The sequence below is a fragment of the Nocardioides sp. genome (assembly GCF_030149505.1).
Lineage (GTDB): Bacteria > Actinomycetota > Actinomycetes > Propionibacteriales > Nocardioidaceae > Nocardioides.
The window spans coordinates 32,408-58,018 of the sequence record NZ_JASBRN010000059.1; the positions used below are offsets into that span (position 1 = coordinate 32,408).

At 73.5% G+C, this 25,611-nt stretch carries 29 protein-coding genes and 1 pseudogene; 16 read left to right on the plus strand and 14 right to left on the minus strand.

All coding sequences use genetic code 11. From position 1 onward, the window contains the following. The first annotated feature begins 123 nt into the window (after positions 1-123). Complete coding sequence (locus Q1V71_RS13315; RefSeq protein ID WP_300644314.1) at positions 124-1,110, plus strand: endonuclease/exonuclease/phosphatase family protein; 987 nt, start codon at positions 124-126, stop codon at positions 1,108-1,110. Between the two features lie 25 nt (positions 1,111-1,135). On the opposite strand, the gene Q1V71_RS13320 is transcribed toward Q1V71_RS13315, so the two are convergent. Together Q1V71_RS13320 and Q1V71_RS13325 are read right to left on the minus strand one after the other, a co-directional pair. After that, positions 1,136-1,855: an SDR family NAD(P)-dependent oxidoreductase gene (locus Q1V71_RS13320; protein WP_300644316.1), complete on the minus strand. Its 720-nt coding sequence runs from the start codon at positions 1,853-1,855 to the stop codon at positions 1,136-1,138. Positions 1,856-1,970: 115 nt separating this feature from the next. After that, on the minus strand, positions 1,971-2,249 hold the full coding sequence (locus tag Q1V71_RS13325; protein ID WP_300644317.1) for an HU family DNA-binding protein: 279 nt from the start codon (positions 2,247-2,249) through the stop codon (positions 1,971-1,973). Between the two features lie 119 nt (positions 2,250-2,368). Between Q1V71_RS13325 and Q1V71_RS13330 the strand changes: the two genes are divergently transcribed. The 4 genes from Q1V71_RS13330 (at position 2,369) to Q1V71_RS13345 (ending at position 4,540) form a co-directional block, all read left to right on the plus strand. Beyond that, positions 2,369-2,623 (plus strand): type B 50S ribosomal protein L31, encoded by a 255-nt coding sequence (locus tag Q1V71_RS13330; protein ID WP_300644319.1) that lies wholly within the window; start codon positions 2,369-2,371, stop codon positions 2,621-2,623. Beyond that, positions 2,620-3,714 (plus strand): GTP-binding protein, encoded by a 1,095-nt coding sequence (locus tag Q1V71_RS13335; RefSeq protein WP_300644321.1) that lies wholly within the window; start codon positions 2,620-2,622, stop codon positions 3,712-3,714. Before Q1V71_RS13330 ends, Q1V71_RS13335 begins: the two co-directional genes overlap by 4 nt. A 45-nt stretch (positions 3,715-3,759) precedes the next feature. Then, entirely contained in the window at positions 3,760-3,939 is a 180-nt protein-coding gene (gene rpmF / locus Q1V71_RS13340; RefSeq protein WP_300644323.1) for a 50S ribosomal protein L32, read from the plus strand. Between the two features lie 193 nt (positions 3,940-4,132). Continuing rightward, positions 4,133-4,540: a Fur family transcriptional regulator gene (locus Q1V71_RS13345; RefSeq protein ID WP_300644324.1), complete on the plus strand. Its 408-nt coding sequence runs from the start codon at positions 4,133-4,135 to the stop codon at positions 4,538-4,540. 24 nt (positions 4,541-4,564) lie between these two features. Here Q1V71_RS13345 and Q1V71_RS13350 read toward each other — a convergent pair whose 3' ends face one another. The 4 genes from Q1V71_RS13350 to Q1V71_RS13365 all read right to left on the minus strand — a co-directional run bounded on the left by Q1V71_RS13350 (position 4,565) and on the right by Q1V71_RS13365 (position 6,095). Continuing rightward, entirely contained in the window at positions 4,565-4,876 is a 312-nt protein-coding gene (locus Q1V71_RS13350) for a hypothetical protein (protein WP_300644325.1), read from the minus strand. Positions 4,877-4,907: 31 nt separating this feature from the next. Beyond that, positions 4,908-5,189, minus strand: coding sequence for a DUF427 domain-containing protein (locus Q1V71_RS13355; RefSeq protein ID WP_300644326.1), 282 nt, complete (start codon positions 5,187-5,189; stop codon positions 4,908-4,910). Between the two features lie 241 nt (positions 5,190-5,430). Then, on the minus strand, positions 5,431-5,694 hold the full coding sequence (locus Q1V71_RS13360; protein WP_300644328.1) for a metal-sensitive transcriptional regulator: 264 nt from the start codon (positions 5,692-5,694) through the stop codon (positions 5,431-5,433). Next, complete coding sequence (locus Q1V71_RS13365) at positions 5,694-6,095, minus strand: DUF302 domain-containing protein (protein ID WP_300644329.1); 402 nt, start codon at positions 6,093-6,095, stop codon at positions 5,694-5,696. The genes Q1V71_RS13360 and Q1V71_RS13365 overlap by 1 nt, the downstream gene beginning before the upstream one ends. A gap of 104 nt (positions 6,096-6,199) precedes the next feature. Between Q1V71_RS13365 and Q1V71_RS13370 the strand changes: the two genes are divergently transcribed. The 5 genes from Q1V71_RS13370 to Q1V71_RS13390 all read left to right on the plus strand — a co-directional run bounded on the left by Q1V71_RS13370 (position 6,200) and on the right by Q1V71_RS13390 (position 11,987). Further along, on the plus strand, positions 6,200-8,377 hold the full coding sequence (locus tag Q1V71_RS13370; protein WP_300644331.1) for an MMPL family transporter: 2,178 nt from the start codon (positions 6,200-6,202) through the stop codon (positions 8,375-8,377). A gap of 39 nt (positions 8,378-8,416) precedes the next feature. Further along, positions 8,417-8,620, plus strand: coding sequence for a DUF2892 domain-containing protein (locus Q1V71_RS13375; RefSeq protein ID WP_300644333.1), 204 nt, complete (start codon positions 8,417-8,419; stop codon positions 8,618-8,620). A 182-nt stretch (positions 8,621-8,802) separates the two neighbouring features. Next, entirely contained in the window at positions 8,803-9,435 is a 633-nt protein-coding gene (locus Q1V71_RS13380; protein WP_300644334.1) for a hypothetical protein, read from the plus strand. Between the two features lie 384 nt (positions 9,436-9,819). Next, positions 9,820-10,611 (plus strand): siderophore-interacting protein, encoded by a 792-nt coding sequence (locus Q1V71_RS13385; RefSeq protein WP_300644336.1) that lies wholly within the window; start codon positions 9,820-9,822, stop codon positions 10,609-10,611. Between the two features lie 206 nt (positions 10,612-10,817). Next, positions 10,818-11,987: an acyl-CoA dehydrogenase family protein gene (locus tag Q1V71_RS13390; RefSeq protein ID WP_300644337.1), complete on the plus strand. Its 1,170-nt coding sequence runs from the start codon at positions 10,818-10,820 to the stop codon at positions 11,985-11,987. Between the two features lie 179 nt (positions 11,988-12,166). Here Q1V71_RS13390 and Q1V71_RS13395 read toward each other — a convergent pair whose 3' ends face one another. Beyond that, on the minus strand, positions 12,167-13,996 hold the full coding sequence (locus Q1V71_RS13395) for a CapA family protein (protein ID WP_300644338.1): 1,830 nt from the start codon (positions 13,994-13,996) through the stop codon (positions 12,167-12,169). Between the two features lie 191 nt (positions 13,997-14,187). Continuing rightward, positions 14,188-15,171 carry a superoxide dismutase gene (locus Q1V71_RS13400; protein WP_300644339.1) on the minus strand — a complete coding sequence of 328 codons (984 nt, stop codon included), beginning with the start codon at positions 15,169-15,171 and terminating at the stop codon, positions 14,188-14,190. A gap of 165 nt (positions 15,172-15,336) precedes the next feature. On the opposite strand from Q1V71_RS13400, the gene Q1V71_RS13405 reads away from it, so the two are divergent. Together Q1V71_RS13405 and Q1V71_RS13410 are read left to right on the plus strand one after the other, a co-directional pair. Further along, the gene (locus Q1V71_RS13405; RefSeq protein WP_300644340.1) at positions 15,337-16,491 is read left to right on the plus strand and encodes a YihY/virulence factor BrkB family protein; all 1,155 of its coding nucleotides are present in this window, start codon (positions 15,337-15,339) and stop codon (positions 16,489-16,491) included. Between the two features lie 69 nt (positions 16,492-16,560). Further along, entirely contained in the window at positions 16,561-17,592 is a 1,032-nt protein-coding gene (locus Q1V71_RS13410; protein WP_300644342.1) for a bile acid:sodium symporter, read from the plus strand. On the opposite strand, the gene Q1V71_RS13415 is transcribed toward Q1V71_RS13410, so the two are convergent. The 3 genes from Q1V71_RS13415 to Q1V71_RS13425 all read right to left on the minus strand — a co-directional run bounded on the left by Q1V71_RS13415 (position 17,558) and on the right by Q1V71_RS13425 (position 20,495). After that, positions 17,558-17,962: a response regulator transcription factor gene (locus tag Q1V71_RS13415; protein WP_300644343.1), complete on the minus strand. Its 405-nt coding sequence runs from the start codon at positions 17,960-17,962 to the stop codon at positions 17,558-17,560. The two genes, Q1V71_RS13410 and Q1V71_RS13415, sit on opposite strands and share 35 nt — an antisense overlap. Then, positions 17,959-18,303: a hypothetical protein gene (locus Q1V71_RS13420; RefSeq protein ID WP_300644345.1), complete on the minus strand. Its 345-nt coding sequence runs from the start codon at positions 18,301-18,303 to the stop codon at positions 17,959-17,961. Before Q1V71_RS13420 ends, Q1V71_RS13415 begins: the two co-directional genes overlap by 4 nt. A gap of 95 nt (positions 18,304-18,398) precedes the next feature. Continuing rightward, positions 18,399-20,495 (minus strand): HAMP domain-containing sensor histidine kinase, encoded by a 2,097-nt coding sequence (locus tag Q1V71_RS13425; protein ID WP_300644347.1) that lies wholly within the window; start codon positions 20,493-20,495, stop codon positions 18,399-18,401. 130 nt (positions 20,496-20,625) lie between these two features. On the opposite strand from Q1V71_RS13425, the gene Q1V71_RS13430 reads away from it, so the two are divergent. Both Q1V71_RS13430 and Q1V71_RS13435 read left to right on the plus strand, forming a co-directional pair. Further along, positions 20,626-21,168, plus strand: coding sequence for a DUF4333 domain-containing protein (locus Q1V71_RS13430; protein ID WP_300644349.1), 543 nt, complete (start codon positions 20,626-20,628; stop codon positions 21,166-21,168). Then, the gene (locus Q1V71_RS13435) at positions 21,165-21,707 is read left to right on the plus strand and encodes a hypothetical protein (protein WP_300644350.1); all 543 of its coding nucleotides are present in this window, start codon (positions 21,165-21,167) and stop codon (positions 21,705-21,707) included. Before Q1V71_RS13430 ends, Q1V71_RS13435 begins: the two co-directional genes overlap by 4 nt. Here the strand turns inward: Q1V71_RS13435 and Q1V71_RS13440 are convergent. From Q1V71_RS13440 to Q1V71_RS13450, 3 genes are read right to left on the minus strand one after another with little or no spacing between them, the layout of a single operon-like run. Next, positions 21,695-22,225, minus strand: a complete 531-nt coding sequence (locus tag Q1V71_RS13440) for a hypothetical protein (protein WP_300644351.1) — start codon at positions 22,223-22,225, stop codon at positions 21,695-21,697. The two genes, Q1V71_RS13435 and Q1V71_RS13440, sit on opposite strands and share 13 nt — an antisense overlap. Beyond that, on the minus strand, positions 22,222-23,553 hold the full coding sequence (locus Q1V71_RS13445; RefSeq protein ID WP_300644352.1) for a putative T7SS-secreted protein: 1,332 nt from the start codon (positions 23,551-23,553) through the stop codon (positions 22,222-22,224). The genes Q1V71_RS13440 and Q1V71_RS13445 overlap by 4 nt, the downstream gene beginning before the upstream one ends. Next, complete coding sequence (locus Q1V71_RS13450; RefSeq protein ID WP_300644353.1) at positions 23,550-23,948, minus strand: WXG100 family type VII secretion target; 399 nt, start codon at positions 23,946-23,948, stop codon at positions 23,550-23,552. The genes Q1V71_RS13445 and Q1V71_RS13450 overlap by 4 nt, the downstream gene beginning before the upstream one ends. A 171-nt stretch (positions 23,949-24,119) precedes the next feature. Here Q1V71_RS13450 and Q1V71_RS13455 point away from each other — a divergent pair, with 171 nt between their 5' ends. Beyond that, a complete protein-coding gene (locus Q1V71_RS13455; protein WP_300644356.1) occupies positions 24,120-24,929 on the plus strand; it encodes an SDR family oxidoreductase in 810 nt (269 codons plus the stop codon). A 128-nt stretch (positions 24,930-25,057) separates the two neighbouring features. Next, positions 25,058-25,611: pseudogene (locus Q1V71_RS13460) on the plus strand (diacylglycerol kinase); the annotation flags it as partial.

The following is a 25,611-nucleotide window of genomic DNA, read 5'->3' on the forward strand; positions in this document are numbered from 1 at the left end:
CCAGAGCCTTTCGGTCTGCGTTTCGACGAACGGGGTCGTCCGTCCGGACGGGGAGCGGCCCCCACCCGGGCCATCCCGACCGCTCCACTCCCACGGCGGCGGCGCGCGGCGTACCGTCGTCGGGTGCTCGAGAACTCGCGGTCCCGGCGCCCACGCTCCCGACCGTCCACCGGCCTGCTGACCGGCGCCCTGGTGGCGACCGCCCTGCTGCTGTCCCAGGCGGGGGCGGTGCCGACGAGCAGCGTCGACCCCGTACCGACCGCGGCGACCGCGGCCACCGAGCCGGCCGAGCAGGGCCGTGCCGGGTCCGGCCTGGAGCTGGGCCGGATGGGGCAGGTGGACGCGCGGGTCGGGCGCAAGCACGACGGGCGGGTGCGGGTCTCGGTGGCGAACATCCCGAACCGCACGAGCAAGCGGAAGATGCGCGTCTCGCTGCGGCGGCTGACCTCCGACCGGCAGGACTTCGTGCTGCTCAACGAGGTCGGATCCCGGGACCTGGGCTGGCTGGAGCAGCACGCGGGGCCCTACCAGGCCTACCGCGACCCGGTGCGCGACACGACCCGCGGCGGCAGCCAGTCGATGAACAACGTCGTGATGTGGCGCCCGAAGCGCTGGGAGCTGCTCGACGCGGGGCGCGTGAAGGTCGTCGACGACGACCGCGGCTACCGGGCGGGCGAGGAGTTCGTCTGGGACCGCTACGTGACCTGGGCGGTGCTGGGCCGCACGACCAGCCGAGCCGTGGTGTCGGTGGTCTCGCTGCACATGCCGACCAACCCGGTCGTCTACCCGGAGCAGCCGGGCAAGGACAAGCCGTCGCGCAAGCGGCGCTGGAAGCAGGGCATGGCCCGGGTGGTCGACGTCGTCCAGCGGCTGGCCAAGCACGGGCCGGTGCTCCTGGGCGGCGACATGAACTCCCACCCCCACCAGGGCAAGTGGACCGCAGCGGCAGCCATGGGCCGGATCGGCCACGGCTACGCCAAGGAGGAGGTGATGTACCTCTTCCACCCGCCGGGCAGCGAGGTCGTCGAGCACCGCCGGGTCGAGGTCCACTCCGACCACCCGGCCCTCTCCACCACCCTCGACCTCACCGGGGTCGGACCCCGCAGGTGAGGCGAGGCGCAGCCGGAGGCCAGGCTCAGCAGGCGGTGCCGCGGTCCACCGACAGCACGGCGCCGGTGACCGAGGCGGCGGCGTCGGAGGCGAGGTAGGCGACCGCGTCGGCGATGTCGCGCGGCGGCATGAAGCCGTAGCGCGCGCCCGCGGTCTCCATCAGCAGGCCCCAGTCGAGGTCGGTGTCGGGGTGCTCGGCGGCGGCGTTGGTCGGCAGGTCGGTCTGCACCCCTCCGGGGCAGATCGTGTTGACGCGGATGCCGTCGGCGGCCAGCTCGAGCGCCAGCGACTTCATGAGCATGACGACGCCGGCCTTGGAGGCGCAGTACGCCGCCTGGTAGGGCTGCGCGCGGAGCCCGGCGATCGAGGCGATGGTCACGACGTTGCCGCGCGACTCGCGCAGGTGCGGCAGCGCCGCGTGGGTGACCAGCATCGGACCGGTGAGGTTGACCCCGAGGTGCTGCTGCCACGTGGCCACGTCGAGGTCCTCGAAACGGCGGAACCGGTCGATCCCGGCCACGTTCACGACCACGTCGAGGCCCTCCAGCCGGCGTACGGCCTCCGCGACGGCGGCGCGCACCGAGGCCTCGTCACTGACGTCGCAGGCCAGGACGCCCTCGGACTCCGCGAGGTCGAGGCCGACGACGCGGGCGCCCTCCTCCTCGAGCAGCTCGACGGTCGATCGCCCGACCCCACCGGAGGCGCCCGTCACCAGTGCCCGCTTGCCCTCGAACCGTCCCGCCACCACGACCACCTCTGTCCGTGCGCACCCCGGTGGCGCGCCCGGCGATCGTAGGGGCGACGGCACGGGCGTGGTGCGGCGTCCCGAAACAGCGGGACGCCGCACGAGCCGGGACGCCTCAGGCGCCGGCGACCGCCTGCTTGAAGCCGGCGGCGGGCTTGAAGGCCGGCGCCACGGAGGCGGCGATCTCCATCGTCTCGCCGGTCTGCGGGTTGCGGCCGGTGCGGGCCGAGCGCTGGCGCGACTCGAAGGTCCCGAAACCGGCGATGGCGACCTTGTCCCCACCGGCGACGGCGGCGACGACGCCGTCGACGAGCGCCTTCAGCGCTGCGTCGGCCTGCGCCGTGCTCAGGTCGGCCTCCCGCGCGATGGTCTCGACCAGGTCCTTGCGGTTCATCCAGTTGCTCCTTGCGTGTCGGTGCACGCGGGCCGGGTCGACCCGCGCGGCCCCACTGTGCCATAGTTGGGAATGAGAACGATTCTCATTAGCAATGGACTGTCGTCGCAGGAGGACGAGTGAAGAAGGACATCCACCCCGAGTACGGCCCCGTGGCCTTCCGTGACCGGAGCACCGGGCGGCTGTTCCTGACCCGGTCGACCCTGGCCTCGCGCCGCGGCGGCGAGCAGACCGTCGTCGACGGCATCGCCTACCCGGTCGTCGACGTCGACGTCTCGAGCGACAGCCACCCCTTCTGGACGGGCACCGCCCGCACGCTCGACAGCGAGGGCCGGGTCGAGAAGTTCCAGCGTCGCTACGGGAGCCGGGCGTGAGGACCCCGCTGCTCGTCGTGACCGGGGTCGACCCGGTCGCCATGGACGCGACCATGCTCAGCCTGTCCTGGGACCTGCCCACCGCCGTCGCGGTGCGCCACGTCATCGACCCGCACTCCCAGGTGCTCACCCGCACCGTCAGCGACGCCACCGGCGTGCTGGAGCGCGAGCAGGTGCAGCTGGAGCACGCGTGCGTGAGCTGCGCGTTGCGCGAGGACATCCTGCCCACGCTCGAGCGACTCGCCCGCGACGGCCGCTGGAGCAGCATCGTCTCCGGACTGCCGATCGGCACCGAGGCCGGTCAGCTGGCCCACGTGCTCGGCACCGACTCCCGGCTGGCCCGGCACCTGAGGCTCGCGGCGGTCCTGGCTGCGGTCGGCACCCGGGACGTGGCGCGCGACCTGCTCAGCGACGACCTGCTGCGCGAGCGGGACCTGCACACCAACCCCGGCGACGACCGGGGCGTCGGCGAGGTCGCCTGCGCCCAGGTCGAGGCCGCCGACCTGGTCGTGCTCGACGGCGAGGGTGGCGCCACCGAGGAGGAGCACTCCCTGGTCCGCGCACTGGCACGGCCCGACGCGCCCGTCGTCGCCGGCGCCACCACCCTCGACGTGGCGACCCTCCTGCAGTCGCGGCACGACCAGGCCCGCACGCACGCCTGGTGCTCGCCCGAGCTCGAGACCGTGGTGCCCGCACTGGAGGACGATCACGTCTGGCGTCTCGACCTCTGCTCCGCTCGACCTTTCCACCCCGACCGGCTGCTCGACCGGATCGAGCGGCTCGGGAGCGGCCCGTTCCGCTCCCGCGGCTCCTTCTGGTTGCCCACCCGCCCGGGGAGCCTGCTCGAGTGGTCGGGCGCCGGCGGCCACCTCAGCATCGGCGCCTACACGCTGTGGGGACGTCGCACGCCGGTCACCCGACTCGTCGTCACCGGCCTCCGCGACGGGTCCGATCGGGTGCCCGATCGGCTCGCCGAGGCCTTCGAGGACATCCTCCTCACCCCCACCGAGGCGTTGCTCGACCGACGCACCTGGGACGTCGCCGAGGACGGCCTCGAGCCGTGGCTGGGCGACATCCGCGACGTCGCCTGACCCGTACCCACCGCACCCACCGCCACACCAGAAGGAGGAGAGACCGTGGCCGTCCCCAAGCGCCGTACCTCTCGCAGCAACACCAGGCACCGCCGCTCGCAGTGGAAGGCGAGCGGCACCCACCTCGTGCCCGTCGAGGTCGAGGGCGAGACCTGCCTGGCCCCCCGACGACTGGTCCGCGCGGTCGAGCGCGGGTACGTCGAGCCGTGGCGGGCCGCGCGGTGAGCGCCGCCCCCCGCACGCGCACTGCATCGCGCAGCCGCTCGACCGGAGCGCGACGAGTGGGTCGCGGTCACGGGCACGCACGTCACCGGCACGGGAGTCGAGCCGCCCTTCGAGGTGGTGCTCGCAGCAGAGTCGGTCGCGATCGTCGACGAGCCCCTGCAGACCTACGAGTGAGTCTCCCTAGACTCCCCTCATGACCTCCGCTGACGGCACCGTCGTACGCCGCTCCACGCGGCAGCGCGCGCTCGTGCGCGAACTCGTGGGCGAGCTCGACTCGCTGGCCAGCGCGCAGGAGATCCACGCCCAGCTGCGGGCGCGCGGGGAGACGGTCGGGTTGTCGACGGTCTACCGGACGTTGCAGACGCTGAGCGAGGACGCCGAGATCGACAGCGTCCGCAACGAGGCGGGCGAGGTGCTCTACCGCCAGTGCAGCCCGCAGCACCACCACCACCTGGTCTGCCGGCAGTGTGGGCGCACCGTCGAGCTCACCGGTCCGGCCGTGGAGCGGTGGGCGCACGCGGCTGCCGAGGAGCACGGCTTCACCGACGTCTCGCACACCGTGGAGATCTTCGGGCTGTGCGCGGAGTGCAGCCAGGCCTGACCCGGCCAGCGGCGTACGCCGCCCTCAGCCCTCCCGGGCCTCGCGACGCTCCTGCAGCCGCTGCTGGGCCTCGGCGAGGTAGGCCAGGCACGGGGCCTGCTCGTCGGGATGCTTCTCGACGAGGTGGAAGGTCCACCGGTCCATGGCCGCGAGGTAGCCGTTGTCCTCCCCGCGGCGGTACGTCGACCACTGGCCGCGCCCGCCGGCGGCCCTGCAGGTGGTGCAGTCGATCCGGTAGGCGAACGACTCGTCGGAGGCGAGGTCGATCTTCACCGTGGCGAGCGTGCCCGCCTCGGCGCTCGCCTTCCGGGCTCGTGCGGACCTGCTCGCCACCATGGCGCGGAGCCTACGGGGCGCCGGGTCCCGCTCAGTCGGTGACCTGCACGCCCTTCCAGAACGCGACCCGGTCCGCGACCTGCTCGGCGCCTGGCAGCGGGTCGGGGTAGTACCAGACCGCATCGGCGTTGCGCTGGCCGCCGACGCTGAGCGAGTAGTACGACGCCCGGCCCTTCCACCCGCAGGTGGTGTGGTGGTCGGAGGCCTCCAGCACGTCGTCACGCAGGGCCGAGCGCGGGAAGTAGTGGTTGCCCTCGACCACCACGGTGTCGTCGCTCTCGGCGATGACCTCGCCGTTCCACACAGCCTTCATCCGGTTCGCTCCTCGCTCGGGCGGGCGGTGGCCCGCGATCCCCTCCACTGTGCCGGAGCACGGCAACTCGAAGAACGGTCACAGCGCCAGGGTGTGAGCCGGGCGCTGAGCGGGTCGCCCGACCCGTCCCACGAGCCTGGGCCCCGGGGGCGCGAGTCCCGGTTCGTCGTCAGCCTGCCGACCGGCTGACGCGTGCGGCGTACGCCGGACGGGCTACCGCGTCCGGCGCCCGCCCCTGGACTCAGGCCAGCGCCAGGAAGAGCTTCTCCACCCGGGCCCGCTGGCTGCCGTCGAGGTCGTCGCCCTCGAGCAGGCACTGCTCCATGCCGCTGGCGACGAGGGCGAAGCCCGCGCGCGAGAGCGCCTTGTTGACCGCGGCCAGTTGCATGAGGACGTCCTCGCAGTCCGAGCCCTCCTCCAGCATCCGGATCACCGTCGCCAGGTGCCCGTGGGCACGCTTCATGCGCGTCACGAGCGGCTTGGTGGCCGCCTCCTCGAGCTGCATCAGGATCCGTCCTCGACCCGGGCGATGACGCCGAGCAGGCGCTCGCGGGCGTCCTCGGCGACCTGGCGGACCGCCTCGGAGGCGTCGGCCATCGAGATCATCACCTGCGGGTCGAACGCCTCGACGACCGCGCCGTCGCCGTCACCGCGGACGACCACGTTGCACGGCAGCAGCGCCGCCACGGACGGGTCGGCGGCCAGCGCCTGGTGCGCCAGCTGCGGGCGGCAGGCCCCCAGGATCACCTGGGGCGTGACGTCGACGTCGAGCTTCGCCTTGAGCGTCGCCTTGAGGTCGATCTCGGTGAGCACGCCGAAACCGGCGTCGGCGAGCAGCTCGCGGACCCGGGCGACGGTGTCGTCGTACCCCTGCTTCGAGCGTGCGGTGAGCGTGTAGCCGGCCATGCTTCCTCCTCGGACTTGCGTAACCCCCATGGGGGTTGCTTTCATGTACTCATCGTAACCCCCCGGGGGGTTCTCGCCAAGAGCTGCTCCCAGGAGGAGAGTCCATGACAAGCACCGCCCCCCACGCGCCCGCGCGGACCGCGGGGAAGCCGTCCGGCATCCCCCACGGCCCTGGCCCGCTCGGCCGGCTCGGCACCTGGGTGCTCGACCACCGTCGCGCCGTCTCGATCGTGTGGGTCCTGCTCATCGTCGGGCTGGGCGTCTTCGCCCCGCGCGTCGAGCACGACCTCTCCGGCGCCGGGTGGCAGGCGGACGGATCGGACTCGGTGGCGGCACGCGAGTTGGCCGTCGAGCACTTCGGCGGCAACGCCTCCTCCGCGATCCAGGTCGTCGTGCGCTCGGAGTCGGGCCCGGTCACCGAGGGCGAGGGGGCCGAGGTCGTCGCCGCGGTCACCGAGGTGCTCGAGGGTGACGACCGGATCGCGCAGGTCGTGCCGCCGCAGCCCGGCGCCACGCTCTCGCAGGACGGTGACACCGGCGTGGTCCTGGCCGGCGCCGGCGCCGACACCAACGACATGGTGCGCGCCGCGACCGACCTCAAGGACGAGCTCACCGGCCTCTCCACCGACACGGTCAAGGTGACCCCCACAGGGTCCTCGCTGCTGTGGAGCGACTTCAACGAGGCCAACCTCGAGGCGATGCTCACGAGCGAGCTGATGTCGTGGCCGGTCACCCTGGCCATCCTCGTCCTCGCCTTCGGCGCGCTGGTCGCCGCCGGGCTGCCGCTGCTGCTGACCCTGGCCGGCCTCGTGGCCTCCGCCGGCTCCCTGGTGCTCATCAACGAGCTGGTGCCGGTCTCCATCTGGGCGATGAACTTCGCGATGATGTTCGCCCTGGCGCTCGGCATCGACTACGCACTCTTCATCGTCGTCCGCTACCGCGCCGCCCGGGCCGCGCACCCCGGGCCCCACGGCGTGGAGCCGGCCATCGCGCAGACCATGGACACCGCCGGCAAGGCCGTCCTCCTGTCGGGCCTGACCGTGCTGGTCTCGCTGTCCGCCGTGATGCTCGTGCCCTCGCCCTCCTTCCGGTCCATGGCCGGCGGGATCATGATCAGCGTCGTCTTCGTGCTGGCGGCGACGCTCACCCTCCTGCCGCTCGTGCTCGGCTGGCTCGACCACCGCATCAACAAGGGCGCCCTGCCCTGGTCGCGCTCCGGTGAGCACCGCTCGAAGCGCTTCGAGGCGTGGGGCGAACGCCTCTGGGCCCGCCCGTGGACCTGGGGCCTGGCCTCGCTGCTGGTCCTGCTCGCGCTCGCCGCACCCGTGCTCGGCCTCAGCACCGCCATGCCCTCGATCAAGGTGCTGCCCGAGGACGCCTCCGCGCGGATCGGGTACGACGTCGTGCAGTCCGAGCTCGGCGAAGGTGCCCCGGGTGCGATCGGCGTGGTCGTCGAGGAGGGGCAGGCCGAGGAGACCGCAGCGGTCCTCTCCGAGGACAGCGGCATCGCCGGCGTACTGCCTGCCATGCCCGCCACCGACGACTCCGGCCTGGTGCTGGTGCAGGCCGTGCCGACCGTCGACCCGTCCGACCCCGAGCTCGGGGAGACCGTCGACCGGCTGCGCGAGGAGCTGCCGTCCTCGGCGCTGCTCGGCGGCGCCGCCGTGGAGAACCTCGACCTGAAGACGCAGCTCGACGAGTCCACCCCGATCGTCATCGGCGTCGTGCTGGCACTGGGCTTCCTGCTGCTGCTGATCGCGCTGCAGGCCCCGCTCATCTCGCTGCTGGGCACGCTGGTGAGCCTGCTCTCGACCGCCGCCGCCTTCGGTGTCGCACGGCTCATCTTCCAGGAGGGCTACGGCGCGGACCTGCTGGGCTTCGAGTCCCAGGGCTTCCTGGACGCGTGGGCGCCGGTGTTCTTCTTCGCGATGATCTTCGCGATCGCGATGGACTACACCGTCTTCCTGCTGGCCTCGGCCAAGGAGCACCACGAGCGCTCGGGTGACGCCAAGGAGGCGATGGTCGGCTCGCTGGCCCACTCCGGCCGGGTGATCTTCGCCGCCGGCGCGGTCATGGTGGCGGTGTTCTTCACCTTCGCCCTGTCCGGCCCGATCCCGCCGAAGGAGATGGGCATCGTGCTCGGCGTCGCCGTCCTGCTCGACGCCTTCCTGGTGCGGCTCGTCCTGCTGCCCGTGCTGCTGCGCCTCACCGGCGACGCCGCCTGGTGGTCCCCGGCCTGGCTGCGCCGGGTGCTACCCACCATCTCCTTCGCCCACGACTGAGCCCCGGCTCACCGCTCTCCTCCGAAAGGCAGTCCTGACATGAACCTCGATCGCGCCGTCCTCGCCCTGGCGGGCACCATGACCCTGGTCAGCGCCCTGCTGGCCGCCCTGGTCTCGCCGTGGTGGCTGCTGCTCACCGCGTTCGTCGGCCTCAACCTGCTGCAGTCCAGCGTCACGGGCTTCTGCCCCGCGGCGATGGTCTTCCGCAGGGCCGGTCTCGCCAGCGGGTGCGCCTTCCGCTGACCTGACCGACCCACCCCCGATCGCGGTGCGCGGTCGAGCCGTCATCCACCCCCGGACGGCCCGGCCGCGCACCGCTCCTCTTCGGGCGGGGAGCCGGAATGCTCCGCACTTCTTTTCACCCTCAGCTCGAGCTGAGGGTGAAAAATCGTTCGGAGTACCCCTCGTCCGGCACGCTCTACCTCGTGGACCACGAGAAGACAGCCGAGCGGCTCGCGACCTGGCTGGCCTCGCTGGGGCTGGTCGAGCACCTCGAGGAGTCGGGGATGCTCCGGCTCGAGCGCGACGACGCGGGCGACGCGCGGTGGGTCGACATCGGCACGGGCGAGGAGCTCGACGAGGACCGGCTGCTCCAGGTCGAGCGGTTGCTGCGCTCGCACGGCGAGGAGCCGCAGCACGCGGTGCCGGTGCCGCTGGTGCAGGCAGCGCACCTGGCGCGGGTACGCCGGGAGCTGCTCGACTCCGAGTGGTTCACCTACGACACCCTGGCCGAGCTGCGCGGGGCGAGCGTGGACGCGACCCGCTTCGCGGTCACCCGCGCCGTCTCCGAGCACCGGCTCCTCGGCGTACCGACCGAGCTGGCGCTGCTGGTGCCGGCCTTCCAGCTGGACGCGTCGGGTGAGCCCCGACCCGAGCTGGCGGGGGTGTTGTCGCCCCTGCTGGCAGCCGGGGTGGACCCGTGGCGGGTGTGGGGCTGGCTGACCCGGCCGGCAGCCCTGCTCGGCGGGCTGGTGCCGGCGGATGCGGCCGTCGACCCCACCGCGGCCGCCGACGCCGTGGCCGCTGCCGAGGCACTCGCGCGCCGCGGGCGGGTCTGAGCCGCGGCCGCGGCGGCGAGCACTCGAATCAGCGCCGAGTCACGCTCGAACCAGTGCCGAGTCACCGTCGAACGGGCGCCGAGTGAGCATCAGCGCAGGAGCAGCACCAGGACGATGACGGCGATGATCAGGGCCACGATGGCGATGGTGCGAGTGTTCACGAGACTCCTCCTCCTGTCGGACGCAGGTGCGCCCGATCTCGGCACGGTGTTCCCCGTCCGGCGCCGCCCACCTCACCCTCTCGGGTCTCGTGGCTCGCTGCGCTCGCACCTCGACCAGCGGGAGGGGGCGCTGGCACCTCGACCAGCGGCGCCGGCGACCGGGGCTGCCGGCGCGGGGGCTAGCCTCGCGGGAGCCCGACCACGCCCACTCCTCGGAGGTCCCATGCACGGCGAGGTGCTCCGCACCCAGCAGCTCACCCCGGCCCTCGTGCGACTGGTGCTCGGTGGCCCGGGGCTGGACGACTTCCGGGCGGCCGACGGCACCGACTCCTACGTCAACGTGGCGATCCCTCCGGCCGGCGCGACGTACGGCCCGGTCTTCGACCCCGACGAGGTGAAGGCGACCCGGCCACGAGAGGAGTGGCCCGCGCGGCGGCGCTACACCGTACGGCGGTGGGACGAGGCCGCGCGCGAGCTGACCCTCGACGTCGTGGTGCACGGCGACCAGGGCGCGGCCGGCCCGTGGGCCCGGGCCGCTCGGCCCGGGGACGTGCTCGTGATGACCGGCCCCAGCGCCGGGTACCGCCCCGACCCCGCGGCCGACTGGCACCTGCTGGTGGGCGACGAGTCGGCGCTCCCCGCGATCGCCGCGGCCCTCGAGGCGCTGCCAGCGGGCGGTCGTGCGGTCGTGCGGCTGGTCTGCGACGGGCCGGAGCACGAGGTGCCGCTCGAGTCCGCGGCAGAGGTCGACCTGCTGTGGCTGCACCGCTCCCCTGACCGGCCGACGCCGCTCCCCGACGCGGTCGAGGCGCTCGACTTCCCCGCCGGACGGGTCCACGCCTTCGTGCACGGGGAGGCCGACGAGATCCGGGCGATCCGCCGTCACCTGCTCACCGAGCGCGGCCTGGCCCGCGCGGACATGTCCTGCTCGCCGTACTGGCGGCGCACCATGACCGACGAGGCCTGGCGCGCGGTGAAGAAGGAGTTCGTGGCCGCGATGGACGCCGACGCCTGACCCTCCCCACCGCCGAGCCGTCACTTCCGAACCCCCGAGCCGTCACTTCCGAACCCCCGAGGCGTCACTTCCGAACCCTCGAGGCGTCGCGTCCGTACGCCCGAGGGACGCCTCGCACCCGGTCGTATCGTGGTGGCGCAGCGACCCTGCACCCGCGCCACCCCGATCGACCACCGACCCCGCCGACCGACCCGCTGGAGCCACCCATGCCTGCCCGCCGCGTCCTCGACACCGAGGAGCACGCCGACCTGCTCCGCCTCACCCGCGAGCTCATGACCGTCGAGCTCGGCCCCCTCGTGGCCGCCGCCGAGCGTGACGAGGTCTTCCCGCGCGACGCCTTCCGCACGCTCGGCAAGGCCGGCCTGCTCGGCCTGCCCTACGCGGAGGAGCTCGGCGGCGGCGGCGTCCCCTACGAGGTCTACCTCCAGGTGCTGGAGGAGATCGGCTCGGTCTGGGCCTCGGTCGGGGTCGGGACGTCGGTGCACGCCCTGTCCTGCTTCGCCCTGGTGACCCGCGGTACGCCGGAGCAGCAGGCCCGGTGGCTGCCGGAGTTCCTCGCCGGCGACCTGCTCGGGGCGTACTGCCTCTCCGAGCCGCACGCCGGCTCCGACCCCGCCGCGATGCGCACGCGGGCGGTGCTGGAGGGCGACGAATGGGTGCTCACGGGCGCGAAGGCCTGGACCACCCACGGCGGGCACGCGGACTTCTACACCGTCATGGCGCGCACCGGCGAGGCCAAGGGCGACATCTCCTGCTTCCTGGTCCCGGCCGACACCCCCGGCCTGTCCGCCGACGCCCCCGAGAAGAAGATGGGCCTCACCGGCTCGGCCACCGCCACCATGCGCCTCGACGGCGCCCGCGTGCCGGCCGACCACCTCGTCGGCGAGCGCGGCGAGGGCCTCAAGATCGCCCTGGCCGGCCTGGACGCGGGCCGCCTCGGCATCGCCGCCGTCGCGACCGGGCTGGCCCAGGGCGCCCTCGACCACGCCCTCGCCTACGCCCGGGAGCGCGAGGCCTTCGGGCAGCGGATCCTCGACCACCAGGGCCTCGGGTTCCTGCTCGCCGACATGGAGGCCGCGATCCAGACCGCCCGCGCCGCCACGCTCCACGCCGCGCGCCTCAAGGACGCCGGCCTGCCCTACGGTCGCGAGGCCTCGATCGCCAAGCTCGTCGCCACCGACCACGCGATGAAGGTGACCACCGACGCGGTGCAGGTGCTCGGCGGCTACGGCTACACCCGCGACTTCCCCGTCGAGCGCTACATGCGCGAGGCCAAGGTCATGCAGATCTTCGAGGGCACCAACCAGATCCAGCGCATGGTCATCGCTCGCGCGCTCGACCGCACCCCGGACGACTCGATCACGCACCTGGGCTGAAGCCCGGGTCCCGGTGGACCTGTCGAGGTGCGGGTCGAGGTGTGGGTCGAGGCCTGGTGGCGCGCCACCGCGCGTCCTGGGGCCTCAACCCACACCTCGACCCCGGCCACGGCTCACACCTCGACCCCAGCCTCGGGCCGGACCCGCGCGGCCGACGCCGGCAGTTCCTGGCCGAGGGGTCAGTCGGTGCTGAAGTGCTGGTAGTCGGCGAAGCTCGCGCCCCACTCCCAGCCGCGGGAGGTGAAGGCCCGCACGACGACGTCACCGGCCACGATCACCCCGGGCTCGGCGTCGGCCCCGGGTGAGCGGTCGACGTCGGCGTACGCGCGGCCGGAGGGCGGGAGGATCCCGCTGCTGAGGACGTACGGGTTGCGCACGGGGTTGATGTCGATCGCCTTGCCGTAGGCGTGGTCGGAGAGGTTGTCGGACCCGGCGACGGTGCGGCAGTTGTAGGCAGAGGTGTTGTCGGCGGCCATGGAGCGGTCGTCGTCACCGCCGTAGGCGTCGACGAGCTTCATCCGCCTGATCGGGAACCGCGCCTCGTGCAGGTCGCGGAAGATCCCGACGACGTCCTGGGCGACCTCGCGGGCCACGACCATCCGGCCGACGCGGTCGACCCCGTCGTACCCGACGTAGGACAGCCGCAGTAGCCGCAGGTCGTTCCAGCCGAGCGGGCACGCGGCGGGACGGTGGCTGACGCCGAGCATCCGCTGGCGAACAGCGGGTCCGAGGGGGCGGACGGTCCCGACGAACTCCGCGGGTACGGCGGGAGCAGCCGGCTCGCCGGAGGCGCCGTCGCTCTCGCCGGACGGGCCGTCCGGCTCCCGCTCCGGCCGGTCGAGCGGGGCCAAGCCCGCAGCCGGGCCCAGCGCCCGCCAGGCGGTGACCGCGGCGGGGCGCTCGGCCCGCTCCAGCGGCTGCGGGACGCCGCCCTCGACCGGGATCCGTCCGGGGACCCACTGGTCGCGGACGACCTCGCCGTCGCGGACGGTCAGGCGCAGGACGCCGGTCTCGGACTGACGACCGTGGTACCAGGCGAAGTTGCCCAGCCCGTAGCCGACGTAGGTGTCGCCGAGCATCCCCGCACCCTGCAGGACGTGGGAGTGCGCACCGACGACCACGTCGGCACCGGCCTCGGCGAGGCTCTCCGCGAGGGCCTGCTGGGCGGCGGTGGGCGCGACCTGGAGCTCCTCGCCCCAGTGCAGGTAGACGACCACGACGTCGTCGCGCGCGGCCGCGTCGCGCACGGCCGCGAGCAGCGCGGGGGCGTCGGGTCGGCGGGCCGCGGCCATGCCCACGCCGGTCCCGGGACCGATGGCCCAGGTGCGCTCGGCGCTCTCGCGGGGCGAGGCGTCGGCAGCGAGGACGGCGATGTCGGTGCCGCGGACGCTGGTGCGGTACGGCGCGTACGCCTCCTCCGGCGTCCGACCGACCCCCACCAACCCGACCGGGGAGCCCTCCGCGGCAGCGAGCGCCGCGCGCAGCCCGGCGCGGCCGTAGTCGGCGCCGTGGTTGTTGGCTATGCTGACCGCGTCGACGCCGGATCGCTCCATCAGCCCCAGCACCGACGGCGAGGCCGAGAACCAGTAGCGGTTGTCCGGGTCCTCCAGCTCCTTGGAGGCCATCGGCAGCGACCCGTCGCTGATCGCGCTCTCGAGGTTGACCACCGCGACGTCGGCGGTCGAGAGCGCCCGCGACATCGGGCCGAGCGTCGAGCCGGACTGGTCGTCGAGCCCGGCGAGGATGCCCTCGAGGTGGACGTCGCCGGCCAGGGCGATCGTCACGGCACCTCGCGGCCCTCCGTCCGCGCCCCCGGCCCGCACGGTGCCACCGTCACGGGCGCCGGACCGCTCGCCGGGCCGGTCCTTCATGTCCTCGGCACCCGCCGGCCCACTGCTGCGCTGCTCCACGAGCAGCACGGCACCCAAGGTCAGCACGGTGCCGAGGGCCACGAGCGCTCGTCGGACGGTGCGCGGCGAGTGCCGGTCGGCGGTCTGCTCCGTGGCCATGTGGATCCGTCTCCCGAGTCGATGACGGGTGGTTGAATGATCACCAGTCTTACCGGGCGATCAAGATCGCCGGGGTGAGGTCGGGGACCTCGTCCCGGCCGGGGGATGACTGTGGGCGCCCTGCTGCGGTGGACGGAGCGAGGCCGGCACGGGCCCGCGCGTCCCCCCACGGACGCGCGGACCCGCGGGTCTCAGCGCACGCTCTTGGCGGACACCTTCACGACGTCGTACGTCGTCTCGGGGGTCGGCGGCGTGCTGAAGCGGGCGTTGGGCAGGTAGAGCCGCTGGCCCTTGCGCGCGACAGTCGTCGGCACGTCGAAGTCGCTGTGGGTGATGCCACCGACCCGCTCCCCGGACAGGCCGTTCGGCTTCATCCGCAGGACGGTGACGACGTTGTCGCGGTTCTGGACGACGTACAGCGTGCGGCCCTGCAGGAGCATGCCGTCGCCGTTCGTCAGGGACGCACCGCCCAGGTCGACCTCGGTGGCGACTCCGGTGGTCGGGTCGACGCGGTAGAGCAGCCCGCTGGTGGAGTTCACGACCAGCAGGGCGCGACCGTCGGGGGTGAGGGTCAGGCCGTTGGCGTTGAACCCCTCGACCTGCTGCCAGTCGCCGGTCAGCGGGACCTGGCGGACCTCGGCCTGGGTCGGCAGCGCACCGTCCTCGCCCAGCGGGACGACGTGGAGCACCGCAGCCTGGGAGTCGGTGAACCACGCGGCGTCCTCGGTGAGCACCACGTCGTTGACGAAGCTCGCGCCGGTGTTCAGCGTGTAGTCGGCGAGCAACTCGCCCGTGGTGCCGTCGACGACGCGGGCCGTGCCGGCCGGGCCGCCGGCGATGAAGAGCCGGCCCTGGTCGTCGACCTTGAGACCGACCGAGGCCGTGCCCGGACCCTCGCTGATCCGCTCCCCCTCACCGGTGCGCAGGTCGGCGCGGTAGACGTCACCGTCCAGGCGCGAGCCGAACCACGCGAAGCGGCCGGAGATCGTGATGCCCTCGGGCTGGAAGCCGTCCGGGAGGGCGAGGGTCTCGGGGAAGTTCCCCTGCGGCCCGGCCGAGGCGGGGCTGAGCAGGCCGGCGGTGAGCACGCCGGCGCCCAAGGTGGCGGTCAGGGCCGCAGCGAGAGCGGTACGGCGGCGGGCCGGTCGGGTGCGGCGGGCGGGGAGGTGGGACATGCGCGCTCCAGGGGATCGGGTCGGCGCCTGTCCTGCGACGCCGAGTCGTCGGGATGGTTGAACTCGAAAGTACGTGCGTCCTCAAGCAGACCGGTCACCCGTTCGGTCCGTCCGCCGCCCGGTGGGGTGGCGTGGGCACGACCGCGAGCGGGCACCGCCCGAGGCATGAGCATGCGCGCGCCCGGCACGAGCACGACCCTCGAGCAGCGCCCCGACGCCGACCACCCGGCCAAGCCGGACTCCCCCGACGACCTGACCAGGCGGTCCTGGCTCTACGTCCTGCGCAAGACCGGCCGGGAGTTCAGCAAGGACCAGTGCACCGACATCGCGGCAGCACTGACCTACTACGCCGTGCTGGCGCTCTTCCCGGCGATGATCGCGCTGATGAGCCTGGTCGGGCTCGTGGGGCAGGGCGACGAGGCCGCCCGCACGGTTCTCGAGGTGCTCCGCGACCTCGGCGCCGGCTCGGTCGCCGACACGCTCGAGCCGACCCTGCTCGAGCTCTCGGCCACCGACACCGCAGGACTCGGCCTGGTCGTCGGTCTGCTCGGCGCCCTGTGGTCGGCCTCGGGGTACGTCGGGTCCTTCGGCCGTGCCATGAACCGGATGCACGAGATCGGCGAGGGCCGTCCGATCTGGAAGCTGCGCCCCTGGATGCTGCTGGTGACCCTGGTCGAGGTCGTCCTGGCCGCGCTCGTGCTCGTGGGCCTGGTGCTCACGGGTCCTGCGGCGGAGGTCGTCGGGGACCAGGTCGGCCTGGGCGGCACCGCACAGCTGGCCTGGGCCGTCGCGAAGTGGCCGGTGATGCTGGCCGCCGTCGTGGCGATGGTGGCGATCCTCTACTACGCCGTCCCCAACGTGCAGCAGCCACGGTTCCGCTGGATCTCGGTCGGGGCCGCCCTCGCGATCCTGGTCTGGGTGCTGGCCTCGGCCGCCTTCGGGCTCTACGTGTCGCAGTTCTCCGGCTACGACCGCACCTACGGTTCGCTGGCTGGCGTCATCGTCTTTCTGCTGTGGCTGTGGATCACCAACCTCGCGCTGCTCTTCGGCGCCGAGCTCGACTCCGAGCTCGAGCGCGGTCGCGAGCTCCAGGCCGGCCTGCCCGCCGAGGAGCGGCTGCTGCTCCCGCCGCGCGACACCCGCGGCATCGAGAAGGCCGAGGCCAAGCAGCGCGAGGACGTCGCTCGCGGCCGGGCGCTGCGCGAGTCGCGCGGGGCCGACGACCAGGCCGAACGGGACGACGCCCGGGACGACACCGCGGACCACGACCGGCCCACCGGCCCGAAGCACGTGCGCAACGACACGACCGAGTCGCCCTGACGCACGCCGGTCCCGCATGGGGCCGCCGGATTCCCTCCGTGTCGCGCTGGAACGTGTTCTCATGCACCGGTGACCCTCGTCGGCGCGACCCTCGCCCACCACCTGGCGGCCGCCTCCGCGTCGACCTCCAGCACGACCGGACCGACAGGCATCGACTCCTTCAGCCTGGAGATCAGCGGCGGCTTCGACGTCGCGATCAAGGCGATGATCGCCCTGCTCCTGCTGGGGATCGCCCTCGACGTGCGCACCGAGGACCTGCGCGACGTCGCCCGTCGTCCGGCCGTGTTCGCCGCGGTGACGCTGGCTCAGTTCGTGCTGGTCCCGGCCCTGACGCTCGTGCTCGTCGCGGCCTTCGACCTGGCCCCCTCCGTCGCCCTCGGCATGCTGCTGGTGGTCTCCGGACCGGCCGGCTCGATGTCCAACCTGCTCACCCACCGCGCCCGCGGCGACGTGGCCCTCTCGGTCTCGCTGACCACGCTGTCCAGCGCCCTGGCGGCAGTCGTGACCCCCGTGGCACTGGCCTTCTGGGCCTCCCGCTCGCCCCAGGCCAGCCAGGTGCTGGACTCCGTCGACCTCTCGCCGCTGGAGGTCCTGCTCGAGGTGCTGCTGCTCATCGTGGCGCCGTTCGTCGCCGGCATCCTGCTGGCACGGCTGCTGCCCCGGGTCGCCGGTCGGCTGCGCGCGCTCGTCGAGCCGACCGTGCTGGTGATGCTGCTGCTCATCGTCGTGGGCGGGCTGGCCTCCAACCTGTCCGGCTCCGCGGCGTACCTCCTCGAGGTCGGCCCGGCCGTCGTCGCCCAGAACGCCATGTCCCTGGCGGTCGGCTTCGCCGTCGCGCTGGCCTGCCGCATCCCGGCGGCGGCTCGTCGCGCGGTGACGCTCGAGGTCGGCGTCCGCAACACCGCACTGGCGCTGGTGCTGGCGATCAGCTTCTTCCCCGAGTACGGCGGGGTCGCGCTGGTCGCCGCCCTCTGGGGCTTCTGGGACGTGGCGACTGGGCTGGCCCTGGCCACGTGGTGGCGGCGGCGGACCGGGGAGACGGGCGGCGACCGCGCGCCCGACCGGCTCAGATCGACGGGACCGACACCGCCCGCTCGGTGAGCAGGACGTCGACCCGGTCGATGAGCTCGCCGAGGTCGAAGGGCTTGGCGAGGTAGTCGTCGGCGCCCGCGATCAGCCCGGCGCGCACGTCGCTGCGGCTGCACAGGGCCGAGAGCATGAGCAGCACCGGCTGGACGATGCTCTGGTCGGCGCGCACCTCGCGGACCACCTCGAGCCCGGTCATCCGGGGCATCAGCACGTCGAGCACCGCCAGGTCGATCGGGCGCGAACGCAGCAGGGCGAGCGCCTGCATCCCGTCACGGGCGGCGAGGACCTCGTGGCCGGTCATCCGCAGGGCGGCGACGAGGAGCTCCAGCAGGTCGGGGTCGTCCTCGGCGACGAGGAGGGTCGGCGTGCCGTCGGTGTTCACGAGATCCGCTCCGACCGGCGCTGCATGCGCTCGCAGTCCACGAGCATCCCGACCAGGTCGGCGTCGCTCACCCAGCGCCGGGGTGCCGGCCGGCGCTGGATGAGCGACCGGACCACCTCTCCGCGCATCGGCTGCCCCAGGCGCAGCTCGTAGACGGTCTCGGTGGGCGTGAACCCCAGGCCGACCACCTCGGCGCAGCGGCACACGCCGTCCAGCGTGCGCACGACGAGGAGCTGGCCCGGCTCCAGCGGGTCGCTGGTCGCGATCCGGTGGTGGGGGACGTCGATCCCGTCGTACCCATGCAGGTCGGCATCAGCGAGAGGAAGGTCCGCGATGATCATGAGGGCTCCTGGGTGGGGACGGATTCGGCTTCCCCCTCAGGATCGGCCGGGTCCTGAGGGGCTCCCAGGAGTCGGGCGGGATCTTCACGTGTCCTTCAGGGTCGGGGGACCGAGGTCCCGAGCGCCGCCGCCGCCGCCGCAGCCGGCACGTCGGGGTCGAGCCGCGGCAGCTCCAGGACGAAGCGCATGCCGCCGCCCTCGCGTCGCTCCGCGCGCACGCTGCCGCCCTGCGCCTCGGCGAGCGCGTGCGTGACGGCCAGCCCCAGGCCGGTGCCGGGCAGCTGCCCCTCGCGGGCGCTGCTGGCGCGGTAGAACTTCTCGAACAGGTGCGGGAGGTCGGCCTCGGCCACGCCGATCCCGGTGTCGAGCACCTCGATCTGCACGCGGTCACCGGCCTCCCCTACCGCCAGCCGCACCCGACCTCCGGGTGGGGTGTACTTCACGGCGTTGCCGACCAGGTTGGCCAGCATCTGGTGCAGGCGCCGCGGGTCGCAGTACGCCGTCAGGCCGCTCGGTCCGGTGTCCGCGACCTCCAGGTACACCTCGCCTGCGCGCGCGGCCGGCTCTACCTCGGCGGCGGCGTCGTGGACGGCCGCGGCGATGCCGACCTCGGCCAACTCCACCGACACCCTGCCGGAGCGCAGCCTGGCCAGGTCGAAGAGGTCGTCGACCAGGGCCTGCATGCCCTCGACGCGTCGCCGCATGGTCTCCAACGAGCGGGCCTGGTCGGGCGAGGGCGCCGTGAGGCCGAGCAGCTCGAGGTTGCCGCTGATGACCGCGAGCGGACCGCGCAGCTCGTGACCGGCCATCGCCACGAACTCGTCCTTGAGTCGGTTGACCTGCTCCAGCTCGTCGCGCTGCCGGCGAGCCACGTCGAGGGCGTCCTCGAGCTTGTCGGTCAGCGCGCGCCGCTCGTCGACGTTGGTGGCCACGAGGTCGAGGTAGAGGTCCTCACCCTCCCGCCGCGGCGTCCCCCGCAGCCACACCCACCGCACGAGACCGTCGGCTCCCGGGACCTGCAGCTCGACGTTGACCGCGCGCCCCGCCCGCACCTGCGCCGCGACCACGTCCAGGGTGCGCGTGGAGACCGGGTCCAGGTCGGGACCGTCGGGCGCGCCGGTCAGGCGGGCCACGACCGGGCTCAGCAGGCCGACGGGGTCCGGTGTCGCGAAGTGGCACCAGATGCGTCCCCGGACGTCGACGCGCAGCGTGCAGAACTGGTCGTCGAGCTGCCCGATGCTGCGGGAGAACCGCGCCCGCTCGTGGCCCAGCTCCCGCGCGGTCTGCTCGGCGCGCTCCCACGCCTCGTCACGTCCCTCGCGCAACGACTCCACCAGCGTCTCGAGCTCGACCTGCGCCGCCTGACGGGCGACGTCGACCGCCTGGAGCCGTCGCCCGGCCACGAGGGCGAGCGCCACGCTGACCGTGGCGCTGCCGAGCACCATGAGGGCCAGGCCGAACACCCCGTCGTACCACCCGGCCCGCTCCCCGGCCAGGCGCAGCGACCCCAGCAACGGCAGTCCGACCAGCGCGATCGGGACCAGCATCCGCCCGACCACGGCGCCGGGGTCGCGGCCCTCGAGGAGCCAGGGCACGTAGCCTCCCGGCTGCCGCGCCAGCACGGCGACCGCGAGCAGCACCAGCACCACGGCGGTGTGCGGCGCGACCGTGGAGTAGGCGACCACGGCGTACAGCGAGGAGACGCCGTAGGCGTAGCCCAGGACGGTCACGAAGCCGACGACGAAGGTGAGCGCCGAGAGGACCTGGGGGGTGCGGACCCTGCCGCGGTCCTGGCTCAGCAGCGCAACCGCGAGCGCCGTCAACGCGATCGCCGTGGTGATCGCCATCCGTCCCGGGAGGTTGGCACCGGCAGTGTGGGTGAAGTCGTCGACCAGCAGCTCGTCGATGCCCAGCGAGGCGCCGCTCACGTGCTCGGCCAAGGTCGCGAGGGTCAGCACGACGACGGGCACGGGCAGCCACCGGTGCCCGGGCACCAGTCGACCTGTCGAGACCGCGAGCGCGAGCAGGCACAGGGCCGTGTTGAGCTTCATGCTCGTGAGCCCCGGCAGCACCGTCACCAGGACCTCGACCTGCAGGACCCACCCGACCAGGACCGAGACGGCGATGGCCGCCACCACCAGTGCCAACACGCGCGACAGCCGAGCGGGGCGGTCGAGCGCGGCATCGGTCACCAGACGACGGTAGGGGTCCGGACCCGTCCCCCTCACGGGTTGCGGCGAGGTCGGGACCTTCGTCCCGTCCGCTGCCGGACGACCCACGGCAGGGGGTTTGGCGCCCCGACCCCGGCGACATCATGGGAGCGTGCGCCGCTCCCGTTCCGCTGCTCGTCCCCGCACCCGTGTCCTGCTGTCGGCCGGCACGGGACTCGCCGCCCTGCTGCTCGCCGGCTGCGGCGGCACCCCGGTGCTCGAGCGCGCCGACCTCGAGCGCGACGTCGCGCAGACGCTGGCCGGCCAGGTCGGCACCGAGCCCGACGTCAGCTGCCCCGGGGACCTCACCGGCACCGTCGACGAGTCGGTGCGGTGCGAGGTCACCCTCGACGGCGACCAGGTGCCGGTCGAGGTGGTGGTCACCGAGGTCGACGGCGCCGACATCGCCTACGAGGTGGCGCCCACGCTGCTGAGCACCTCGGTGGAGCAGGAGGTCTCCGCGCGCCTGGCCGAGCAGGTCGGGGTCGCCCCCGACGACGTCTCGTGCCCCGACGACCTGGTCGGCCGGGTCGGGGAGGAGCTGCGCTGCGTGCTCACCGCCGGCACCGACGAGCTCGGCGTGACCGTGACGGTCACGGAGGTCGACGGGACCGAGGTCGGTTTCGACGTGCAGGTCGACGAGGAGATCTCGTGACCACCCCGCCGCCGGAGGTCACCGCCCTGATGCAGGGGGTCGAGCGGGCCGCCGAGGGCACGCCGTACGTCGTCACGCCGACCGCCCAGGGCTTCGACGTCTCCCTCGACGTGGTCGACGCGCAGTGGTTCGGGCTGTTCAACAAGGCCGGGCTGAGCAAGGTCTACGTGCACCACGTGGCCGTCCCCGCCCCCGGCACCTACACGATCACCGACGACGCGCGCAGCGTGGAGTGGGTGGCCGGGACGCCTCGGGTCGCGGCCACCGCCGAGCGCCAGTACGGGCGGGTCAAGGAGCTCGGGGCGCAGAAGGTCTGGGCCTTCGACGAGCAGGGCCGCTTCGGCGTCCAGGCCGACTTCCGCTTCGGCTCCGAGGAGGGCCGCGACCTGGTCACCGGCGTGGCCCAGCAGCTCGGGCTGGAGCTGCGGCGTGGTGGCGCGGAGCGGGTCGGCCTGTGGGCCGCAGGCCTGGTCGGCGTCGGGGCGGTCGTCGGGCTCGTGCTGACCGTGGTCCTCGCCCTGACCGGCTACTTCGGCTGAGGCTCGGCCTGCGACCCGGGCTGCTGCGGGACCACCTCGACGGTGGCCATGAAGGCCTGGAACTCCGGCACCATCTGCTCCCACTGCGCGAAGGTGCAGGTCAGGGTGTAGATCATCACGACCCTGCGGGCGGAGTCCTCGACGTCCACCAGCCCCTGCACGACCTGGGCCTGGCGGAGGTCCTGGCGGCGCCCCTCGACCGTGGCGACGGCCCCGACGGCCTGGGTGAGCGCCGGTGCGTGCTCAGTGCCCAGCGACCGGCGCTGCAGCAGCTCGACCTCCTCGGCGCCCTCGGCGCGCAGCTTCTCGACCGACTCGTCGGCGATCTGCTCCAGGCTGGCGGCGTCGCCGCGCCACCCGCCGGAGACGGTGATCGTGGGGTGGTACTCCCCCGCAGCCCCGCCCCGGAGGGCCAGGAAGGCGGCGTTGCGGACGCCGAGCGACTCCGGGTCCACCGGCGTCCACGCCTCGTCGGGCAGCGCGAAGCGCACCGGCAGGGGCAGGGTCGAGCTGCTCACAGGAGGTCTCCGATCGCGTCGATGATGTCGCCGCCGGTCTCCATGACCTCGCCCGGGTCGATGGTGATCGAGCCGCTGATCTTGCCGCCGAGGCCCCACGCCACGCCGCCGGAGCCGCCGATCTCGATCTTGCCGTCGCGGTAGCCGAGATCGAGGTCACCCGCGATCCCGGCACCGGCCCAGCCCTCGACCGAGGCCTCGCCGCCGATGCCCCCGAGGTCGGCCTGGCCACCGATCTCGGCGCGCGCTCCGGCGAAGAGCTCGCCGCCGGCGTGCACGCCGGTGGGCCCGAGGGTCAGGTCCCCCTCGGCGCGGGCCTCGGCGCTGGCGCTGCCGCTGACCTCCCCGCTGAGGTAGCCGTACTCCCCGCCCGCCGTGCCCTCGGCCCCGAAGAGCGTGAAGGCGCCGTGGCCGTGCGCGACCAGGCCGTTGGCGTCGATCCGGCCCCCGGCTGCCCCGTCGAGACCCACCGCCCGCAGCGACCCGTCGGCGTGGACCCGCACGTCGCCCCAGTAGTCCTCGACCGACCCGTCGGCGCCCCAGAGGTACATCTCGCCCTCGACCTTGCCGAAGTTGATCGCGAACGGGCTGCTCGGGAGGCCGCCGTCGTACGTCCCGTCGGGACCGTGCGCGGGGTTGCGCCCGAAGGTGTCCTGCCAGTCGCCCCAGTCGATGCTCGGACCCTCGGCGCTGCCGGACATGCCAGGACCGCTCGAGCCCTCGGTCCGCGCACCGGGCAGACCACCCAGCGCGCGCACAGCGGCCGTGCCGGCCTCGTCGAGCGCCTCCCGGGCCTCGGCGAGGATCTCCTCGGCCTCCCGGCGCAGCGACTCCCCCGGGTCGACGAAGGGTCCCGGCCGGGACGGCCCGATCGAGGGGACCACCGGCCCACCGCCGTACGTCGGCACGCAGACCTGGCGGCTGACATAGCTGTTGTAGGCCTCGACGGCCTCGTTGTGCTGCTGGACGGCCGCGCGGGTGGCCTCCTCACCCCGCTCCCACGTGGCGATCGCGTCGGCGGCGCGGCTCTGCGCGGTGGTGAGCGCCTCGGCGTACGTCGTCAGCGTCTCGGCGGTGGTGCGCAGGACGCCCGCGTAGGCGGTCCACTTCTCCTGCTCGGCCGCGCGGGCGGCGGCGTACGCCGGCTGGCCCCAGCCCCCGCTCCAGCCCGCGATGGCGATGCCGTCGACGTCGCGGGCCAGCCGCTCGACCCGGGTGGCCTCGTCGGCCAGCGTCGTGGCGTTGGTGCGGACCGAGCCGGGGTCGCCCTGGACCAGCTCGGCGGGGTCGCTCGTGCTCCCGAGCACCGCGCCGTCGGGGAGCGTCACGGGGTGCCGCCCGCGGGAGCGGTGGGCCCCGTGGAGCCGCTCGGGCTCGGGGGCCCGAGGACGGGGCCCTGGCCGGGTGTGAGGAACGGGCTGAGCGGGTCGAGGAACGGGGAGGGGCGCCGGAACATCTCGGCCACCCCGTCGTCGGTGCTCTCGTAATGGGTGGCCGCCGTCGCCAGGTCGTCGGCCAGGTCGACCGCGCCGTCGTGCAGCGCGCGGCTGGCCTCGGTGCACTGCTCGGCCACCGCCCCCAGCCACGCAGCGAGCTCGACGTGCCCGAGGCTCTCGGGGGTCCGGTGGGTCAGGCAGATCGAGCCCGGGCCGAGCTCCTCGGCGACGGCACGGTAGTCGCCGGACGCGGCGCGCAGCTCCTCGACGAGCACCTCGTAGGTCATCGACGTCTCCCCAGGTCGTCCCTGCGCACGCCTTTACCCTGCACCAGCTCCCGGGAAACCGCATGCCCCGGCGTCGCGCCACGCTGTTCCGGGGCGACCTCCCGGGGGTCCGACTCGTGGCCCCTGTCTCTCCCCGGGCCAGCGAACCGCCAGGATGCGCAGGTGCGAGAGATGAACGGCCGCGTGGCCGTGGTGACCGGAGCGGGCGGCGGGATCGGCCGTGAGATCGCCCTCGGGCTGGCTCGGCGCGGCGTGCAGGTCGCGTGCGCCGACGTACGCCGCGAGGGGGCCGAGGAGACCGCGCGCCTGGTGCGCAGCACCGGCGGCGTGCTCGCGAGCACGCACGTCGTGGACGTCTCCTCCGCCGAGCAGGTCAGGGGCCTGGCCGACGCGGTGGTCGCCGAGCACGGCGCCTGCCACGTGCTGGTCAACAACGCCGGCGTGACCTCCGCGGGCTCCTTCGAGAAGGAGACCCTCGAGGACATCCACTGGATCATGGACATCAACGTGTGGGGCGTGGTCCACGGCTGCCACGCGTTCCTGCCGGTGCTGCGGCAGCAGGACGAGGCGCACATCGTCAACATGGCCAGCATGGTCGGGCTGCTCGGACTGCCCCACAACGCGGTCTACGCGATGACCAAGGGTGCGGTGCGCTCCTTCTCCGAGGCCCTCCGCGGCGAGCTGGTCGGGTCCCCCATCGGGCTGACCACCGTGTTCCCCGGCGCCCACCGCACCGGCATCACCGAGTCGGCGCGGGGCTCGCAGCGCGCGCTGCTCCAGGACATGGGCCGCCACCGGATGGCCTCGGTGATGATGCGCTCGCCGGCCAAGCTGGCCGAGCAGGTCGTGACCGCGATCGAGAAGGACAGGGCCCGGGTGGTCGGCGGCGTCGACGCTCGCGCCCTGGACGTCTGGTCGCGCCTGGCCCCGGGCCGCACCGGTCCGCTCGGGCGGCTCACCGGACGCGCCGACCGCGGATAGTCCGCACGATTTCTCACCCTCAGCTCGCACTGAGGGTGGGATCGCGTTCGGAGCACACCACCGCGACCCATGACAAGGGCGACTAGAACGTGTTCTCATGCGGCGGGGGCCAGCGTCGAAGGAGAACGATGACGATCCGCGTGGTGCAGTGGGCGACCGGTGGCGTGGGCAGGGCGGCGATCGAGGCCGTGCTCGCCCACCCCGACCTCGAGCTGGTCGGGGTGTGGGTGCACTCCGAGGCCAAGCACGGCAAGGACGCCGGCGAGCTGGTCGGTCGTGAGCCGATCGGGGTCCTGGCCACCACCAGCAAGGAGGAGATCCTCGCCCTCGACGCCGACTGCGTGGTCTACAGCCCGCTGCTGCCCGACGAGTCCGAGGTCGCCGCGCTGCTGCGGTCGGGGAAGAACGTCGTCACGCCGGTCGGCTGGGTCTACCCCCGTCCCGGCACCACGGACGCGGTCGACGCCGCGTGCGCCGAGGGCGGCACGACGCTCCACGGCACCGGCATCCACCCCGGCGGGATCACCGAGCGCTTCCCGCTCATGGTGTCGGCGCTCTCGCGCGACATCACCCACGTTCGCGCGGAGGAGTTCTCCGACATCCGCACCTACGGCGCGCCGCAGGTGATCGCCGACATCATGTTGTTCGGCAAGACGGTCGAGGAGGCGCGAGCCAGCATCAT